Raw genomic sequence first — 16,870 nt, forward strand, 5'->3', positions numbered from 1 at the left:
GCCCCAGCCCCCGCCCCCGCCCGAGCCGACCAGCCCACCGAACAGCTCCCCGTAGAACGCCTCCGCGCACCCCGCCGCCTGCACCCGCAGCTCGTGCCCGCAGAGGGCGCCGGGCTCGTCCACGAGGACACCCCCCACGGCCCGTTCGCCCTCCCAGAAACCGACCGTCGCCCCCAGCGCGTCGACGGCCAGGAGGAGTCGGCCCGCCCCGGCGGGGACCGGCGGCATCACGACCCGCCCGCCCTGGTGCCACACCCGTTCGCAGGTGAGGTCGGCGTCGTCCGTCGCCAGGTAGACGTTCCACGCGGCCCGGGGCGGCAGGCCCGCCGGGGCCGCGCCGAAGCCGCAGACGGCCCGGCCGCGCAGCACGGCGAGATGGTAGCCGGGTGATTCGGTGACGAACTCCCAGTCCAGCAGCGCCGAGTAGAACGCCCGGCTGCCGCTCAGATCGGGAGTGATGCAGTCAACCCAGCACGGCGTGCCGTGGGGACTGCGGGTACGTCGGGGCACGGTTCCTCCGTCATGGCGTGGTCGATCAGCCCGGCCGCCTCCTCGGCCCAGCCCACGTCGGGCAGGTGGAGACGGAGGGCGGGTGCCCCGGCGAGGGCGTCGGCGGCGTCGGCGGGCCAGAGGCGGGTGGTGTACTCGCCGGGTGTCAGCCGTACCTCCTCCTCGGCGGCGCGGCAGAGCCGCACCAGGGTGGGCGGCCCCGGTCGGGCGTGGAGGGGGACGACGGGGCCGAGGCCCTCCGGCCGTACCTGCAGCACCTCGGCGCCGCCCCCCGGCGGCTCGACGGTGCGCCAGGCGCCTTCGGGCAGCCCGGCCCCGCGCAGCCAGGCGGCCGCGGCCCCCCGGGCCTCCAGCGGTGCGAGGTAGGGCAGCGGATGGCCGGTGCGGCGGTCGAGGACGAGCAGCCGCCCGGAGACGAACGCCCAGCCGCGCCGCGCGAGCGCCGCCGCCACGTTGGCCTGCTCCCCGTACGGCCCGCCGAGCAGTGCGACGGACCGGCCGTGCCGGGCCAGCACCACGGCGGGTGTCAGGCAGTACCGGTCCCGGAGGGCGGCGAAGGGCGGTACGGCCGGCGGCAGGTTGCCCCAGTCACGGAAGGCCCGCCGCAGCAGGGGGGTGCCGTCCGCGCGCCGTACGAGGAAGTCCGGTTCGGCGCCGCCCCGGCGGATCTCCACGAGCAGCCGCGGGGTGTCGCCGCCGCTGCGCCGAAGGTGCGGCCCGAACCGGAAGGCGATCTCCTCGCGGTCGGCCCCGGTGAGACCGATCCCGAGGCCGAAGAAGTCCAGCACGATCGGTTCGGTGTCCGGCACTTCCCCTCCTGACGTGCGCGTTCTGCTGTCCGACGCCCGGAAGTCTGCTGCAGGCCCCGGGCCTTCGGAAGGGTTTCCGGACGGCAGGAAGATCGCGCTGGCAGCTTGGTGCCACGGCTGGCATGATCGAGCGGCCGACTCGCCCGGCGTCAGGCGGGGAACGGGGACGGGAACGGGGACGAGGTCGCGGGAGGGGTGGGCCGATGGTGCCCGAGATCGACGATGCGGCGCAGGACGTCTACCGGCTGATGCTGACGGAGCACCGGATCGGTGCGCCCGACATCGCCGCCGCGCTGGGCCTGTCCGAGGAGCGGGTGCGCGCCGCGCTCGACCGGTTGGAGGGCCTGCGGCTGCTGATCCCGTCGGACGGCCTGGCGGGCGAGGCGCCCGGGGGCCTGCGGCCGGTGGACCCGAGGGTGGGGCTGCCCGCGCTGCTCCGGCACATCGAGTCGGCGCAGCAGCGCAGTCTGGAGGAGTTCGAGCGGCGCCAGGCCGCGATCACCGACCTGCTCGCCGAGTACCGGGACGAGTCGGCGGACGAGAGCGCCCACATGGAGCGCCTGGTGGGCATCGCGACGGTGCACGCCCGGATGGACCAGGTGATCAGCGGGGTCCGTGAGGAGTTGCTCACGTTCGCCCCGGACGGTGTCCGGCCCCCGACCTCGCTGGAGGCGAGCCGCGCGGGCAACGAGGAGCTGCTGACCAGGGGCGTGGAGATGCGCACGATCTACCTGGACGCCGCCCGCAAGTACCGCCCGCTGGTGCGGCACGCCGAGTGGCTGACGGGGCTGGGCTGCCAGATCCGCTCAGTGCCCGCGCTGCCGCTGCGGATGCTGGTCTTCGACCGGAAGCGGGCGTTCGTGCCGATGGACCCGGCGGACACCCGCCGGGGCGCGATCCTGCTCAGCGCCCCGGGGGTGATCACGGCCCTGGTGTCGCTGTTCGAGCAGACCTGGGCGGACGCGAAGCCGTTCGGCGCCCCGCCCCGGCGCGACGAGCAGGGGCTGACCGGGCAGGAGCAGGAGCTGCTGCGGCTGCTCGGCCAGGGGTTCACGGACGAGATGGCGAGCAAGCGGCTGGGCCTCTCGCTGCGGACGGCCCGCCGGATGATGGCCGATCTCATGGACCGCCTGGGCGCCCGCAGCCGCTTCGAGGCGGGTCTGCTCGCGGGCCGTCGCGGCTGGCTCTGAGGGGCCCGGCGCCCAAGTGGTGTGGGTCACGCCGGAATCGACCGTTTTCGACCGTTCTGCCAGGGTGTCCGGAGCTGTCCGCGGGGGTTGTCGGTACACCGGAGGTTCGTGACCGCAGTGGCCCTAAATATGATCGGAAGTCACGCTCGTCGGTTCGTCCGGGCGACCGTCCGTGCAACCCGGGGCGGTGGTCGGGTCGTCATCCAAGTGTGCGGTGCGCCAGATCGTCCGGGGCGTCGCTTCCGTCGGTGAAAGGTACGCGCATGTCAGGTGAGTGGGGCGAAGGCCCGACCCAGGGCGAGGACGCCTCCTCCGGCGCGGTCTCGACCGGGGGCGGCGGAGCCGTGCCGCCACCGCGCACCGGCGGCCGCGCCGAGGCCCGCAGGGCCGCCCAGGGCAAGGGCGGCGACAGGAGCGGCAGCGGCAGCGGCCCGACGGACGGCGACAAGGGCGGCGACAAGGACGGCAGGGCCGGCGGACGCGCGGCGGCCCGCCGCGGCGGCAAGCCCAAGAAGAACGTGAAGAAGATCGTCGCCTGGTCGGCCGCCGGCGTGCTGGTGCTGATCGCGGGCGCGGGCGGAGCGATCTACCTCAAGCTCAACGCCAACATCAAGTCCTTCGACGCGGACGCGATAGCCACCGACCGCCCGCCGGAGGCCAAGGCCGACGCGGACGGCAACAAGCCGGTCAACCTCCTGCTGATCGGCTCCGACAGCCGCGGCAAGAACAACGCCGACCTCGGCGGCGGCGAGGACGGCGGCGCCCGCTCGGACACCACGATCCTGCTGCACGTCTACGCCGACCACAAGCACGCCGTGGGCATCTCGATCCCGCGCAACGCGAAGGTCCCGATCCCGTCCTGCAAGCTGCCCAACGGCAAGTGGACCAAGGGCGGCGGCGTCGACCTCTTCAACTCGGCCTTCTCGCTGGGCGGCAGCGACGACGGCAACCCCGCCTGCACCCAGAACACCGTCGAGAAGATCACCGGCATCCGGGTCGACCACACCATCGTGATCGACTTCAACGGCTTCGCCTCGATGACCAAGGCCATCGGCGGCGTGGACGTCTGCCTGCCGAAGCCGATCTACGAGGGGGACATCAACCCCAAGCTGACCAAGAAGGGCGCGCTGGTCCTGCCGCAGGGCAAGCAGACCGTCGAGGGCCAGAAGGCGCTGGACTACGTCCGGCTGCGCCACGGCATCGGCGACGGCTCGGACATCGGCCGGATGAAGCGCCAGCAGGCGTTCCTCAGCTCGTTCGCCAGCAAGGCCAAGAAGGACGGGCTCAGCCCCACCAACCTCCTGCCGCTGGCCGACGCCGCCACCAAGTCCCTGACCGTCGACCCCGGCCTGGACTCCGCGGACAAGCTGATCTCCTTCGGCATGTCGCTGCGCAACATCGACATGCACGAGCTCAAGTTCGTGACGGCGCCCTGGCGCTACCGCACCCAGGACCAGGACCTCGACCTCGTCCACCCCGACGCCGAGAAGCTCTGGGAGACCCTCAAGGCCGACCAGACCGTCGACGGCCAGAACGCCACCGGCCAGCAGCCCGACGCCCCCGCCACCAACGCCCCCGCCCCGCAGCCCACCACCCCGGCCGCCCCGGCGGCGGACACCGCCAACGCCTCGATCAAGGTCGCGGTCTACAACGGCACGATGAACAACGGCCTGGCCGGCAAGGCGACGGAACTGCTCAAGGGCGCCAAGTTCACCGCCACGACGGCCGGGCAGGGGCCCAACACCAAGTACAAGACCACCGTGGTCGAGTACGGCTCCGGGCAGAAGGCCAACGCCGACAAGGTCGCCGCGCTGTTCCCGGGCGCCACCGTCAGCTCCGGCGGCGGGCGGGGAGTGAACGTCATCGTCGGCCAGGACTTCGCCGCGGCCAGCGGCATGGCGGGCGCCTCCGGCGGCGCGGCCACGCCCGCCCCGGGCGCCCCGGCCGGCGCCCCGCAGCCGCTGCCGACCAGCGTCACCAACGACGTCCGCTCGGCCGACGACGACATCTGCGCCAACACCTCGTACGGCAGCGGCGGCTGAGCCGCGGGGGCGTGAGGGCCCCGGGGCGCGTGCCCCCGGGGTCCGTGCCATGGTGGCCCTGACGGAGGGGGCCACCACGGCACCGAAAGGCGGGCCCATGCCCGAGATCGCCCTTCAGCTCGACGTCGCCGCCCAGCGCGCCGTCGTCCTCGCCGCGCTCACCACCCACGACGGCCTGACCGGCTGGTGGACGGACGCCGTGGACCGCGAGGGCGACGTCCTGCTCCTCACCCTCCCCGGCGCCCCCGAGCCGTACCGGCTGCGCGTCCAGCGGGCCGACACCGACAAGGTGGTGTGGTCCAACGCGGGCGTCTTCCCGCCGCAGTGGGCCGGCACCTGGATCAGCTGGGACCTCGCCGAGCAGCCCGGCGCCCCCGAGCGCACCGTCCTGCTGCTGCGCCACGGCGGCTGGCAGCCGGGCAGCGAGCAGGGCGTCCCGGCGGTGGCGGGCACCTGGGCGGAGCTGGTGGTCCGGCTCAAGGACTACGCGCAGAGCGGCGAGAAGCAGCCGTACTTCGTCACCACCCGCCGCCACGACCCCGCGTAGGGCGTGTCCTCCGGGCGCCCCCCTTCGCCCGCAGGGCGCCGTCCGGTGGCGGGATCGCGGCGGCGGGCCGAAGGTGGGCGGTGTACCGCCGTCCGCGCGACGGGTGTGCGGGCCGGGGCCCGGCCCGCGGCCCGCCCGACCCCGCCACAGCCGGCCACCACCGCCTCCGGGAGGCCCCGCAATGCCCGTAGTCACCGATCCGTACCAGCCCGGCACCCCCTGCTGGATCGACCTGATGGCGAGCGACCAGCAGGCCGCGCTCGACTTCTACCGCGACCTGTTCGGCTGGCAGGGCGAGGTCGGCCCGGCCGAGTTCGGCGGCTACGCCGTGTGCACGCTGAACGGCCGCCCGGTCGCCGGGATCATGGCGCGGTCCGCGCCCGAGGGGCAGCCGCTGCCGCCCGTCGGATGGACGACGTACCTGGCCTCGGACGACGCCGACGCGACCTCCTCGGCGATCACCGGCGCCGGGGGCACCGTCCTGTACGAGCCGATGGACGTCGGCACGATCGGCCGGATGCTGGTCGCCGCCGACCCGACCGGCGCGGTGTTCGGCGTCTGGCAGGCCATGGACTTCATCGGCGCGGGCGTCGTCAACGAGCCGGGAGCGCTGGTCTGGAACGAGCTGAACACCGCCGACACCGAGGCCGCCGGCCGCTTCTGCCACAAGGCGCTGGGCCTGCGCCCGGCCACCATCCAGGGCATGGACGGCTACTTCTCCCTCAACGTCGGCGACCGCACGGTGGGCGGCATGCAGGCCGTCCCCGGCTACCTGGCGGGCGGCACGCCCTCGCACTGGATGACGTACTTCTCGGTGGACGACACCGACTCCACCGTGGACGCCCTGGTCAAGGCGGGCGGCTCGGTCGTCCAGCCGCCCTTCGACATGCAGTCCGGCCGGATGGCCGTCGTCCGGGACCCGCAGGGCGCCCTGTTCGCCGTCATCCAGGCCCCCGAGGCGCAGCTGCCCGACTCCGCCTGAGCCCGACGGTGACCGGAAGCCGCCCTTCCCGCGACGCGCCGCCGGGAATGGGCGGCTTCGCCGCGCTCCCCGGGTAAGACTGCACCCATGCTGGGGCTACCGGACGACATCCGCGCTTTCCTCTTCGACCTCGACGGGGTGCTCACCCAGACCGCGAAGGTGCACGCCGCGGCCTGGAAGGACACCTTCGACGCCTTCCTGCGCGCCGAAGCCGCCCGCACCGGCGGGCAGTTCGTCCCCTTCGACGCCGTCACCGACTACGACGTGTACGTGGACGGCCGCCCGCGCCTGGACGGCACCCGGGCCTTCCTGCACAGCCGGGGCATCGACCTGCCCGAGGGCACCCCCGAGGACCCGCCCAACTCCCGCACGGTGCAGGGCATCAGTCGCGCCAAGAACGAGGCCGTGCTGAAGCTCATCCACGACCAGGGCGTGCAGCCGTACGAGGGCTCCGTCGCCTACGTGCACCGGCTGCGCGCGCTGGGCCTGCCGGCCGCCGTGGTCTCCTCCAGCGCCAACTGCCGGGACGTGCTGCGCTCGGCGGGCATCGAGGAGCTGTTCGACGTGATCGTGGACGGCCTCGTCTCCGCCCGCGAGCAACTGCCGGGCAAACCCGCGCCGGACACCTACCTGTACGCGGCCCGCGCGCTCGGCGTGGAGCCCGCGCACGCCGCCGTCTTCGAGGACGCCCTGGCGGGCGTCGCCTCCGGCCGGGCGGGGGGCTTCGGCACGGTGGTCGGGGTGAACCGCACCGGCCAGGCCGCCGAACTGCGCCGCGACGGCGCCACGGTGGTCGTCGACGACCTGGCCGAACTCCTGGTCGACGAAGAGCGGGGAGACGAAGCATGAGCCCGTCCGACAACTTCACCATCGACCCCTGGCAGATCACCGAACACGGCCTGGACCTCAACGCCCTGGCCCGCTCCGAGTCCCTGTTCGCGCTCTCCAACGGGCACGTGGGCCTGCGCGCCAACCTCGACGAGGGCGAGCCGCACGGACTGCCGGGCACCTACCTCAACGGCGTCTTCGAGCTGCGCCCGCTGCCGTACGGCGAGGGCGGCTACGGGTACCCGGAGTCCAGCCAGAGCATCATCAACGTCACCAACGGCAAGATCATCCGGCTGCTGGTCGACGACGAGCCCTTCGACCTGCGCTACGGCGAACTCGTCAGCCACAAGCGCTGGTTGGACTTCCGCGAGGGCCTGCTCCACCGCGAGGCCGAGTGGACCTCCCCGGCCGGGCGGACGATCCGGGTGCGCTCCAGCCGCCTGGTCTCGCTCACCCAGCGCGCCGTGGCCGCCGTCGAGTACACCGTGGAGGCGGTGGACGCCCCGGCGCGCATCGTGCTGCAGTCCGAGCTGGTGGCCAACGAGCAGCTGCCCGGCGGCCCGGAGGGGGACCCTCGGGCCGCCGCCGTGCTGGAGGCCCCGCTGCAGGCCGAGGCGCACCACGCGAGCGGGGCGAAGGCGGTGCTGGTGCACCGCACCCGCTACAGCGGCATCCGGGTCGCCGCCGGGATGGACCACGTCATCGAGGGCCCGGAGCGGTACGACGTCGTCGCCGAGGCCGAGACCGACCACTGCCGGATCTCCGTCACCACCGTGCTCCAGCCCGAACAGAAGCTGCGGCTGGTCAAGTTCACGGCCTACGGCTGGTCCGGCGCCCGCTCGCTGCCCGCCGTCCGGGACCAGGTGGAGGCGGCGCTGACCGCCGCCCGGTACACCGGCTGGGAGGGCCTGGTCGCCGAACAGACCGATTTCCTCCAGGAGTTCTGGGCGACCAGCGACATCGAGATCGACGGCGACGTCGAACTCCAGCAGGCCGTCCGGTTCGCCGTCTTCCACGTCCTGCAGGCGGGCGCCCGCAGCGAGGAACGCGCCATCCCCGCCAAGGGGTTGACCGGCCCGGGCTACGACGGCCACAGCTTCTGGGACACCGAGACCTTCGTCCTGCCGGTGCTCACCTACTGCCTGCCCGGCGCCGTCAACCAGGCCCTGCGCTGGCGGCACACCACCCTGCCGCTGGCCCGTGAACGGGCGTCCCAACTCGGCCTGGCCGGCGCGGTGTTCCCCTGGCGGACGATCCGCGGCGAGGAGTGCTCCGGGTACTGGCCGGCCGGAACCGCCGCCTTCCACATCGGTGCCGACATCGCCGCCGCCGTGGTCCGCTACGTCCGGGCCACCGGGGACGTGGAGTTCGAGCGCGAGTACGGCCTCGAACTCCTCGTCGAGACCGCCCGGATGTGGCGCTCGCTCGGCCACCACGACACCGCCGGCAAGTTCCGCATCGAGGGCGTCACCGGCCCCGACGAGTACAGCGCCGTCGCCGACAACAACGTCTACACCAACCTCATGGCGCAGACGAACCTGCGCGCCGCCGCCGAAGCGGCCGTGCACCACCCCGACGCGGCCGCCGCCCTCGGCGTCGACACCGAGGAGACCGCCGCCTGGCGCGACGCGGCCGCCGCGATGTACCTGCCCTACGACGCCGACCGAGGCGTGCACCCGCAGGCCGACGGCTTCACCCACCACCAGGTCTGGGACTTCGAGGGCACCCCGCCCGAGAAGTACCCGCTGCTGCTGCACTACCCGTACTTCGACCTGTACCGCAAGCAGGTCGTCAAGCAGGCCGACCTGGTGCTCGCCATGCAGGTGCGCGGCGACGCCTTCACCGACGAGCAGAAGGCCCGCAACTTCGCCTACTACGAGCGCCTGACCGTCCGGGACTCCTCGCTCTCCGCCTGCACCCAGGCGGTGATCGCCGCCGAGGTCGGCCAGCTGGACCTCGCGTACGACTACACCGCCGAAGCCGCCCTGATGGACCTGCACGACCTCGGCGGCAACACCCGCGACGGCCTGCACATGGCCTCGCTCGCCGGGGCCTGCATCGCCCTGGTCGCCGGCTTCGGCGGGCTGCGCGACCACAGCGACACGCTGTCCTTCCGGCCCCGGCTGCCGGCAGGGCTGACCGGGCTCGGCTTCTCGCTGATGGTGCGCGGACAGCTGCTGGGCGTGCGGATCGGCCACGAGGGCACCACGTACACGCTGCGCCGCGGCGAGGTGATCCACCTGCGGCACGACGGGGAGATGGTGCAGGTCAAGGCGGGTGAGCCGGTCACCCTGCCCACCACGGTCCCGCCCGCCCAGGAGCGCTGCGCCCAGCCGCCCGGGCGCGAGCCCGCCCGCCGCCTGCCGCAGGCGGGCCTGGCGGCGGGCAAGCTCGGCCAGCAGGACCACCTGGCCGCAGAGTAGCCGGGGTAGGCCAGGTGGCCAAGGTAGGACGGGTGGGCCGGGTAACTCACCTGGCCCGCCCCGGGTGCGGGGCGGGCCGGGGCGCCGGAGGGTGGTCACGTCCTGTGGCAACCGGCGCCAGGTGAAGGAGAACTCCCGTGGCGAGCGTGGCCGAACAGATGGTGGAGGTCCTCCGGCAGGCCGGGGTGGAGCGGGTCTACGGCGTGGTCGGCGACAGCCTCAACCCGGTCGTCGACGCGATCCGCCGCGCCGAGGGCATCAGCTGGGTGCATGTGCGCAACGAGGAGGCGGGCGCCTTCGCGGCCGCTGCCGAGGCTGAGCTGAGCGGGCGCCTGGCGGTGTGCGCCGGCTCCTGCGGTCCCGGCAACACCCACCTGATCCAGGGCCTGTACGACGCCCAGCGCAGCGGCCTGCCCGTCCTCGCCCTCGCCTCGCACATCCCCTCCGGCCAGATCGGCACCGGCTTCTTCCAGGAGACCCACCCCGAGCGGGTGTTCACCGACTGCAGCTCCTGGTGCGAGATGCTCTCCGCCCCCGCCCAGCTGCCCCGGCTGCTGCGGGTCGCGATCCAGCACGCGCTGGGCTCGCACGGCGTCTCGGTGCTCGCCTTCCCCGGGGACGTCGCCGCGCTGCCCGCCGCCGGGCCGACGGGATCGAGCCACTTCCTGACCGAGCAGGCGGTGGCCGCCCCGCCCTGGTCCCAGGTGCAGGAGCTGGCCCGGCTGCTGAACGGCGCCCGCAGGGTCGCCCTCTTCTGCGGCGCCGGGGTGCGCGGCGCCCACACCGAGGTGATGGAGCTGGCCCGGGTGCTGGGCGCGCCGGTCGGGCACTCGCTGCGCGGCAAGGAGTGGATCCAGTTCGACAACCCGTACGACGTCGGCATGAGCGGCCTGCTCGGCTACGGCGCCTGCCACGAGGCGCTGCACGAGGCCGACGTGCTGGTGATGCTCGGCACCGACTTCCCGTACGACTCCTTCCTGCCGCAGGCCCGCACCGTCCAGGTCGACCACGACGCGACCAGGCTGGGCCGGCGCACGGCCCTGGAGCTGGCCGTGCACGGGGACGTGGCGGCCACCCTGCGGGCCGTCCTGCCGCTGCTGGACGAGCAGAAGGACCGCTCCTTCCTGGACGGCATGCTGCGCAAGCACTGCAGGGCGCTGGAGGACGTCGTCGGCGCGTACACCAAGGGCATCGACAAGCACCTGCCGATCCACCCCGAGTACGTCGCCTCGGTGCTGGACGAGGTCGCGGCCGAGGACGCGGTGTTCACCGTCGACACCGGCATGAACAACGTCTGGGCCGCCCGCTACCTGACGCCCAACGGCCGCCGCCGGGTGATCGGCTCCTTCCTCCACGGCTCGATGGCCAACGCCCTCCCGCACGCCATCGGCGCCCAACTGGCCTGCCCGGGGCGGCAGGTGATCGCCATGGCGGGCGACGGCGGGATCGGCATGCTGCTCGGCGAACTGCTCACCGTGGTGAAGTACCGGCTGCCGGTGAAGACGGTGGTGTTCAACAACGGCGCGCTCGGCATGATCAAGCTGGAGATGCTGGTCTCCGGCTACCCGGAGTCCGAGATCGACAACGGGGACGTGGACTACGCGGGCATCGCCCGGGCGATGGGCATCCCGGCCAAGCGGGTCACCGAGCCCGCCCGGGTGCGGGAGGTGCTGGCGGAGGCCCTGGAGCGGCCGGGGCCCGCGCTGGTGGACGTGGTGACCGACCCCAACGCGCTCTCCATCCCGCCGAGGATCACCGCCGCCCAGCTCAAGGGCTTCGCGCTGGCGGCGGGCAGGACGGTGCTCTCCGGAGGGGTCGGGCGGATGGTCGACCTGGCGCGCAGCAACCTGCGCAACATCCCGAGGCCGTAGAGAAGCCCGGTTCCCGCCCGGTTTGCCCCTGAGGCAATTTTCTTGCCTGCCAGGCAGGACGGGTGTCCACTGGTCACATGACCACCAGCCCCACCGGCGCAGACGGCCCGAACGACGACCAGGAGGTCGCCGGCCTCGCGGCCCGGCTGCGCGAGCACCGGCTCGGCAGCCGCCTGACCCTGGAGGTCGCGGCGGCCCGGGTCGGGCTCTCCCCAGCCTATCTGTCCCGGCTGGAGACCGGACGGCGCCAGCCCTCCCTGCCCGTCCTGCTGGGCCTGGCGCGCGCCTACGGCACCTCCGTCTCCGGGCTGCTCGGCGAGACCGTGGCCGAGCCGGACCCGATCGTGCGCGGCGGCGCCGTCGAACCCGGCCGCGCGGGCGGCTGGGGCTACCGCAGGGCCGGCGCCCCCGGGCGGGCCATGCAGGCGCTCCACGTGCACGTGCCGCCGGGCGTCCAGGACGCGGTGGTCCGGGTGCACCCCGGCGAGGAGTGGCTGTACGTCCTGCGGGGGGCGCTGCGCGTGACCCTCGGCGAGCGCGTCCACCACCTCGGCCCGGGCGACTCCGCCCACTACGACTCGCTCACGCCGCACTGCCTCGCCGCCGAGTCGGAGGACGGCGTCGAGCTGCTCTTCATCCACACCCTGCTGCAGAGCCCCGGCGGTGAGCTCTGCCTGGGCGGCGGGCCCTCCGCCGGCCACTGAAACCGACGCACCGTCGGAACCCCTCGGAGGAGATCACGATGGCCGATCCCACCACCACCCATGCCCTCAACCCCGACACCCCCGCCGGTCCGAAGACCATGGACGCCGGCAAGTGGGCCAACAAGCGCGTCTACCTCCGCCTGGTGATCTACACCGCGGGCATCCACGTCTTCGCCGGCTTCATCATGCTGCTGTTCGAACTGGGCAGCCGCAACCGGTAGTTCACGCGCCCCGGGTCGACCGGAGTAGCTCGCAGAGCGCCCCCAGGGCCGCCGGGAAGGCGTGCTCCGGCGGGGTCGCGTACCCGATCACCAGGCCCGGCTCCGGGTCCGGCTCCCCGCCGGCCTCGGCCCGGTGCCAGTCGAGGCCCGAGAGCCCCAGCCCCGCCGCCTCGGCGCGGGCCGTCAGCTCGGCCTCCGTCACCGAGTCGGCGGGCAGCCGGATCACCACGTGCAGACCGGCGGCGATCCCGGTCACCCGTACGTGCGGGGCGTGCTCGGCCAGCGCCGCGACCAGCCGGTCGCGGCGCCGCCGGTAGTGCAGCCGGCAGCGCCGCACGTGCCGGTCGTACGTCCCGGAGGTGATCAGCTCGGCCAGTGTCAGCTGGTCCAGCACCGGGGACATCGTGTCCGCCCGCGTCTTCAACCGGGCCACCGGTTCCACCAGTTCGTCCGGCAGCGCCAGCCAGGCCAGCCGCAGGCCCGGCGCCAGGCTCTTGGCGGCCGTGCCCGCGTACACCACCCGCGCCGGGTCGAGGGCCTGCATCGCGCCCAGCGGCTGGCGGTCGAAGCGGAACTCGCCGTCGTAGTCGTCCTCGACGATGTACCCGTTCCGTGCGCGCGCCCACCCCACCGCCGCCGCCCGGCGCTCGGCGGACAGGGCGGCACCGGTCGGGTACTGGTGCGCCGGGGTGAGCAGCACGGCGCCGTCGCCCTCGTGGAGGCCCTCCGTCCGGGCGCCGTCGCAGTCCAGCGGCAGCGGGCGCACGGCCAGCCCGGCCGCCCGGGCCGCGGCGTGCTGGGACTGCAGCCCGTACTCCTCCACCGCCAGCGTCCGGACGCCGCGCTCGCGCAGCGCGGCGCAGAGCAGGCCGAAGCCCTGGGAGACGCCGGTGCAGATCAGCAGGTGGTCCGGGTCGGTGCGCACGCCCCGGACGCGGGCCAGGTAGCGGGTGAGCGCCTCCCGCAGCTCGATGCGGCCCATCGGGCTGCCGTAGCCGAACGCCTCGTGCGGGGCGGTGGCCAGCGCCCGGCGGGCGGCGGCGAGCCAGGCGGTGCGGGGGAACGTGGACAGGTCCGGGCTGCCGGACATCAGGTCGTGCCGCACGCTGCGCCGCTGCGCTCCCGGCCGGACGGCGGAGTGCCTGACCTCCTCGCAGTGCACGGAGCGCTCCGTGACGATGGTGCCCGACCCCTGCCGCGAGCTCAGCCACCCCTCGGCGGTCAACTGCCCGTACGCCTCCACCACGGTGTTCCTGGCGATCCCCAGGTCCTCCCCCAGGGCCCGCGAGGACGGCAGCCGTGTCCCGGGCGCCAACCGCCCGTCCTGCACCGCCTCACGCAGCGCGTCCTCCAGCGCCGCCCTCAACCCCACCCCACCGGCCCGCCGCTCGGTGAGGTCCAGATGCAGATCGCCGCCGAAACTGGTCCAAGTCCCGCTCACGCTCCCATTCTCCCCGACGACGCGGCAGCGCCCGGGCCGTCGGCGGGCCGGGCGCTGCCGGGGGTGGGGTCAGACGGAGAGGTAGATCGCGCTGCCGAGGCCGGCGAGGAAGCAGTAGACGGCGAAGGGGGTGAGGCTGCGGGTCTCGAAGTACTTGGTGAGAAAGCGGACGGAGATGTAGCCGGCGACGAAGGCGGCGACGCTGCCGGCGGCGACGGGGCCGAGGACGGAGGAGTTCTCGGGCTTGAAGAGTTCGGGGACCTTGAGGGCCGAGGCGGCCAGGATGACCGGGGTGGCGAGGAGGAAGGAGAAGCGGGCGGCGTCCTCGTGGTGGAGGCCGCGCAGGATGCCGGCGCTCATGGTGACGCCGGAGCGGGAGATGCCCGGGAAGAGGGCCAGGATCTGGGCGGCGCCGATCCAGGCGCCCTGGACGAAGCTGAGCTTGGTCAGCCGGATGTCGGAGGCGATCGCCGGGTCCACCCCGGGCTCGTCGACGGGGGCCGCGTGGCCGGCCCGGCGGCGGCCGTTGCCGCCGCGCTTGAGGCGTTCGGCGCCGAGGAGGACCAGCCCGTTGAGGGCGAGGAAGACGGCGGCCGGGACGGGCTTGCCGAGGGCGTGGCGCAGGGCCTTCTCCAGGACGAGGCCCGCGACGCCGACCGGGATGGTGGAGATGATCAGCAGCCAGGTGAGCTTCTCGTCGCGGGTCTGGATCCGGCGGTGGCGGATCGAGGTGACGAGTCCGCTGACCACCCGCACCCAGTCCCGCCGGAAGAACACCACCAGCGCGAGCGCGGTGGCCAGGTGGAGGGCGACCAGGGCGGCCAGGTAGGAGGAGCCCTCGGCCGTCATGTCCAGGTCCTGCCCCAGCTTCCCGCCCACCAGGGCGGGGAGCAGGATGCTGTGGCCCAGGCTGGAGACCGGGAAGAGTTCCGTCACGCCCTGCAGCAGGCCGACGCCTATCGCTTCCGGGTAGGTCAGGGTGGACATCTCACGCCTTCGCTCGGGAATCTGCGCCCGCCGAATCCGGGGGCCCCCGCGAAGCTACTACGGACCTGTAGACGCTCGGCAGGTCCGTCGCCAGAAATTCATCGATCGTACGACCCCGCGACACCGGGGCCGAAGGGCTACCCCGGAGGCACGCGCTGCCAGGGGTCCCCGTTCGCCGTGACCGGCGCCGCCGCGAAGTCGTAGCGCAGCAGATCCGGCCCGAGTGCGAGCAGCGAGATCGAGGAGGAGCCCCAGATCCGCCCGTCCCCGAAGTCCCGCCGCTGTATCAGCGCCGCGTCCTCGTCCAGCGCCAGCCCGTCGCCCGTCACGATCGGCAGCCAGGCGCCCCACGCCTCCTGCGCCGGCCCGCCGGGGCCGGGCTGCGGCCGCGCGGCGGCGGTGAGCCGGGCCCGGAAGTGCTCGGCGCGGGCGGCCATCAGGGCGCGCACCCGCTCGGAGGTGGTCCGGTTGGCGGCCCGCCCCTCCAGGCCGTCGTTGAGCACCACGCTGAGCCCGACGGGCAGTTCGCGCTCCTCCGCCCGCCCGGAGCCGCCCCAGCTGGTGACGCGGGCGCCGTCCGGCCGGACGACCACGAGGTGGAACGGGTCGTACGGGGCGAGGTCGAGGTGCCCGATCCCGCCGCGCTCGACGGCGGTGAGCGGCAGTTCGCCCCGGGAGAGCCGGGCCTCGGCGGGGGCGAGCGGCCCGAAGCCGTTGAGCAGGCACGCGGCGGTGCGGGTGGCGGGGTCGACGGCCAGCCAGGTGCCGCCGGCAGCGAGGTCCAGCCCGCCGACCAGCCCGGGCCGTCCGGGCCAGTGCGGGCCGGGCGGCTGCCAGGCGCGCCCGAGGTACTCGTCCCGGACGGAGAGCAGCAGCACCGGCGCCGCGGACTCCGGTTCTATGCTCACGAACGCCGTACACACGACCCTTTGGCCCCCTCGGTCTCGCCCTCCCCGCCCTCCCCGCGATCCTCGCACGGACGTTCCCGCACCGGAAGGGCGGCGAAGTGGCCCGGGAGAGGCGAAGTGGCCCAGGAAAACCGCCGCCGAATGCACCAGAACTCCGGGCCGCCCGCTTCCTAGGCTGATGACCATGACGACCGAGCAGAGCACCCCGCAGAGCCAGCAGACCCAGCAGCAGAAGGCCCGCCTGCTCCGCGAGCTGCACCGCCCCGGCGACCCGCTGGTCCTGGCGAACGTCTGGGACGCGGCGAGCGCCCGCCTGGTGGTCGCCGCGGGCGCCCGGGCGGTGGCCACGGCCAGCGCCAGCGTCTCCTGGTCGCTCGGCAGCCCGGACGGCGGCGGCGCCGACCGCGACCAGGTGCTGGCCCGCACCGCCCAGGTGGTCCGCTCGGTGGCCCTGCCCGTCACCGCGGACATCGAGAGCGGCTACGCCGACACCCCCGCCGGGGTCGGCGAGACCGTCACCACGCTGCTGGCCACCGGCGCCGTCGGCCTCAACCTGGAGGACGCCGCCTACACGCCCGAGCAGGCCGCCGAGCGCATCGCGGCGGCCCGGGCGGCGGCCGACGCGGCAGGCGTCCCGGCGTACGTCAACGGGCGCACCGACGTGTTCCTGCGCGGGATCGGCGCCCCCGAGGGCCGCCTGGAGGAGACGGTGCGCCGCCTGCGGGCGTACGTCGAGGCGGGCGCGGACGGCGTGTTCGTCCCCGGCGTCTCCGACCCGGCGACCATCGCCGCCCTGGTGGAGGCCGTGCCCGTCCCGCTGAACGTGCTGGCCGGCCCGGGCTTCCCGTCCGTGGCGGAGCTGGCGAAGCTCGGCGTCGCCCGGATCAGCCTCGGCCCGGGCCTGGCCGAGGTCGCGTACGCGGCCGTGCGCCGCGCCGCCGAGGAGCTGTACGGCGAGGGCACGTACACCGCCCTGGAGGGCGGGCTCACCTACCCCGAACTGAACAGCCTGTCGCAGCAGCACTGACGACGTGAGACGTGGGCGGCCGGCCGTACGGGGGTCGGCAGGCCGCCCATACCGGGTGTCAGCCGATCTGCCCGCTGAGGCCGGGGTGGCTCATCTGGTTGGTGCCGACGGCCTCCACCTCGTTGGCGGTGTTGCTGGCCACGGGGAGCTGGAGCTTGCCGACCGTCTGGAGGGCGAGGTCGGCGGGGGAGGCGTTCAGGCCGTCGGTGAGGCCGCCGGTGGCGTCCGGCGAGGAGGCGGTCTGACCGGCGGCGGAGGCGGCCGGGGCGGCGAGCGCGAGGCCCGCCATGGTGAGGGCGGCGAGGGTGGCGAGTTTCTTCATGCCCTGCCGAACGACCCGGGCGGCCCTCAGGTAACCCCGAGGGCCCGACTCTCACCCC

At 74.1% G+C, this 16,870-nt stretch carries 16 protein-coding genes; 10 read left to right on the top strand and 6 right to left on the bottom strand.

The window, feature by feature from the left end; genetic code table 11:
• The coding region (locus IH61_RS0130950; RefSeq protein WP_031075994.1) for a VOC family protein at positions 1–510 on the bottom strand (510 nt) is incomplete at its 3' end.
• The gene (locus IH61_RS0130955; protein ID WP_031075898.1) at positions 444–1,319 is read right to left on the bottom strand and encodes a hypothetical protein; all 876 of its coding nucleotides are present in this window, start codon (positions 1,317–1,319) and stop codon (positions 444–446) included. The genes IH61_RS0130955 and IH61_RS0130950, both read right to left, overlap by 67 nt.
• 203 nt (positions 1,320–1,522) lie before the next feature.
• Between IH61_RS0130955 and IH61_RS0130960 the strand changes: the two genes are divergently transcribed.
• The 9 genes from IH61_RS0130960 to IH61_RS0131000 all read left to right on the top strand — a co-directional run bounded on the left by IH61_RS0130960 (position 1,523) and on the right by IH61_RS0131000 (position 12,127).
• On the top strand, positions 1,523–2,509 hold the full coding sequence (locus tag IH61_RS0130960) for a helix-turn-helix transcriptional regulator (protein WP_031075899.1): 987 nt from the start codon (positions 1,523–1,525) through the stop codon (positions 2,507–2,509).
• 263 nt (positions 2,510–2,772) lie between these two features.
• Positions 2,773–4,551: an LCP family protein gene (locus IH61_RS0130965; RefSeq protein WP_078911527.1), complete on the top strand. Its 1,779-nt coding sequence runs from the start codon at positions 2,773–2,775 to the stop codon at positions 4,549–4,551.
• A 97-nt stretch (positions 4,552–4,648) separates the two neighbouring features.
• Positions 4,649–5,098 carry a hypothetical protein gene (locus tag IH61_RS0130970; protein ID WP_051838399.1) on the top strand — a complete coding sequence of 150 codons (450 nt, stop codon included), beginning with the start codon at positions 4,649–4,651 and terminating at the stop codon, positions 5,096–5,098.
• 181 nt (positions 5,099–5,279) lie between these two features.
• On the top strand, positions 5,280–6,080 hold the full coding sequence (locus IH61_RS0130975; protein WP_031075905.1) for a VOC family protein: 801 nt from the start codon (positions 5,280–5,282) through the stop codon (positions 6,078–6,080).
• A gap of 87 nt (positions 6,081–6,167) precedes the next feature.
• On the top strand, positions 6,168–6,929 hold the full coding sequence (locus IH61_RS0130980; protein ID WP_031075908.1) for an HAD family hydrolase: 762 nt from the start codon (positions 6,168–6,170) through the stop codon (positions 6,927–6,929).
• Entirely contained in the window at positions 6,926–9,331 is a 2,406-nt protein-coding gene (locus IH61_RS0130985) for a glycoside hydrolase family 65 protein (protein WP_031075910.1), read from the top strand. The genes IH61_RS0130980 and IH61_RS0130985 overlap by 4 nt, the downstream gene beginning before the upstream one ends.
• 158 nt (positions 9,332–9,489) lie before the next feature.
• Positions 9,490–11,202, top strand: coding sequence for a pyruvate dehydrogenase (locus tag IH61_RS0130990; protein WP_031075912.1), 1,713 nt, complete (start codon positions 9,490–9,492; stop codon positions 11,200–11,202).
• Positions 11,203–11,279: 77 nt separating this feature from the next.
• Positions 11,280–11,906 carry a helix-turn-helix domain-containing protein gene (locus IH61_RS0130995; protein WP_031075915.1) on the top strand — a complete coding sequence of 209 codons (627 nt, stop codon included), beginning with the start codon at positions 11,280–11,282 and terminating at the stop codon, positions 11,904–11,906.
• 38 nt (positions 11,907–11,944) lie between these two features.
• The gene (locus tag IH61_RS0131000) at positions 11,945–12,127 is read left to right on the top strand and encodes a DUF6126 family protein (protein WP_031075916.1); all 183 of its coding nucleotides are present in this window, start codon (positions 11,945–11,947) and stop codon (positions 12,125–12,127) included.
• Position 12,128: 1 nt separating this feature from the next.
• Here the strand turns inward: IH61_RS0131000 and IH61_RS0131005 are convergent, their stop codons facing one another.
• The 3 genes from IH61_RS0131005 to IH61_RS0131015 form a co-directional block, all read right to left on the bottom strand.
• Positions 12,129–13,568: a PLP-dependent aminotransferase family protein gene (locus tag IH61_RS0131005; RefSeq protein WP_031075917.1), complete on the bottom strand. Its 1,440-nt coding sequence runs from the start codon at positions 13,566–13,568 to the stop codon at positions 12,129–12,131.
• A gap of 69 nt (positions 13,569–13,637) precedes the next feature.
• The gene (locus tag IH61_RS0131010; RefSeq protein ID WP_031075919.1) at positions 13,638–14,555 is read right to left on the bottom strand and encodes an undecaprenyl-diphosphate phosphatase; all 918 of its coding nucleotides are present in this window, start codon (positions 14,553–14,555) and stop codon (positions 13,638–13,640) included.
• 137 nt (positions 14,556–14,692) lie between these two features.
• The gene (locus IH61_RS0131015; protein WP_199823414.1) at positions 14,693–15,463 is read right to left on the bottom strand and encodes an NRDE family protein; all 771 of its coding nucleotides are present in this window, start codon (positions 15,461–15,463) and stop codon (positions 14,693–14,695) included.
• 178 nt (positions 15,464–15,641) lie between these two features.
• Between IH61_RS0131015 and IH61_RS0131020 the strand changes: the two genes are divergently transcribed.
• The gene (locus IH61_RS0131020) at positions 15,642–16,490 is read left to right on the top strand and encodes an isocitrate lyase/PEP mutase family protein (protein WP_420714009.1); all 849 of its coding nucleotides are present in this window, start codon (positions 15,642–15,644) and stop codon (positions 16,488–16,490) included.
• A gap of 58 nt (positions 16,491–16,548) precedes the next feature.
• Here IH61_RS0131020 and IH61_RS0131025 read toward each other — a convergent pair whose 3' ends face one another.
• On the bottom strand, positions 16,549–16,812 hold the full coding sequence (locus tag IH61_RS0131025) for a hypothetical protein (protein WP_031075927.1): 264 nt from the start codon (positions 16,810–16,812) through the stop codon (positions 16,549–16,551).
• Positions 16,813–16,870: the final 58 nt, after the last annotated feature.

It is taken from the genome of Streptomyces sp. NRRL WC-3742 (assembly GCF_000720635.1).
In the GTDB taxonomy this organism is placed as follows: Bacteria; Actinomycetota; Actinomycetes; order Streptomycetales; family Streptomycetaceae; genus Kitasatospora.

Coding starts and splice junctions, on each gene's coding strand:
- IH61_RS0130960 (WP_031075899.1), top strand. CDS start 1,523: ATGGTGCCCGAGATCGACGATGCGGCGCAGGACGTCTACCGGCTGATG.
- IH61_RS0130965 (WP_078911527.1), top strand. CDS start 2,773: ATGTCAGGTGAGTGGGGCGAAGGCCCGACCCAGGGCGAGGACGCCTCC.
- IH61_RS0130970 (WP_051838399.1), top strand. CDS start 4,649: ATGCCCGAGATCGCCCTTCAGCTCGACGTCGCCGCCCAGCGCGCCGTC.
- IH61_RS0130975 (WP_031075905.1), top strand. CDS start 5,280: ATGCCCGTAGTCACCGATCCGTACCAGCCCGGCACCCCCTGCTGGATC.
- IH61_RS0130980 (WP_031075908.1), top strand. CDS start 6,168: ATGCTGGGGCTACCGGACGACATCCGCGCTTTCCTCTTCGACCTCGAC.
- IH61_RS0130985 (WP_031075910.1), top strand. CDS start 6,926: ATGAGCCCGTCCGACAACTTCACCATCGACCCCTGGCAGATCACCGAA.
- IH61_RS0130990 (WP_031075912.1), top strand. CDS start 9,490: ATGGTGGAGGTCCTCCGGCAGGCCGGGGTGGAGCGGGTCTACGGCGTG.
- IH61_RS0130995 (WP_031075915.1), top strand. CDS start 11,280: ATGACCACCAGCCCCACCGGCGCAGACGGCCCGAACGACGACCAGGAG.
- IH61_RS0131000 (WP_031075916.1), top strand. CDS start 11,945: ATGGCCGATCCCACCACCACCCATGCCCTCAACCCCGACACCCCCGCC.
- IH61_RS0131010 (WP_031075919.1), bottom strand. CDS start 14,555: ATGTCCACCCTGACCTACCCGGAAGCGATAGGCGTCGGCCTGCTGCAG.
- IH61_RS0131020 (WP_420714009.1), top strand. CDS start 15,642: ATGACCATGACGACCGAGCAGAGCACCCCGCAGAGCCAGCAGACCCAG.
- IH61_RS0131025 (WP_031075927.1), bottom strand. CDS start 16,812: ATGAAGAAACTCGCCACCCTCGCCGCCCTCACCATGGCGGGCCTCGCG.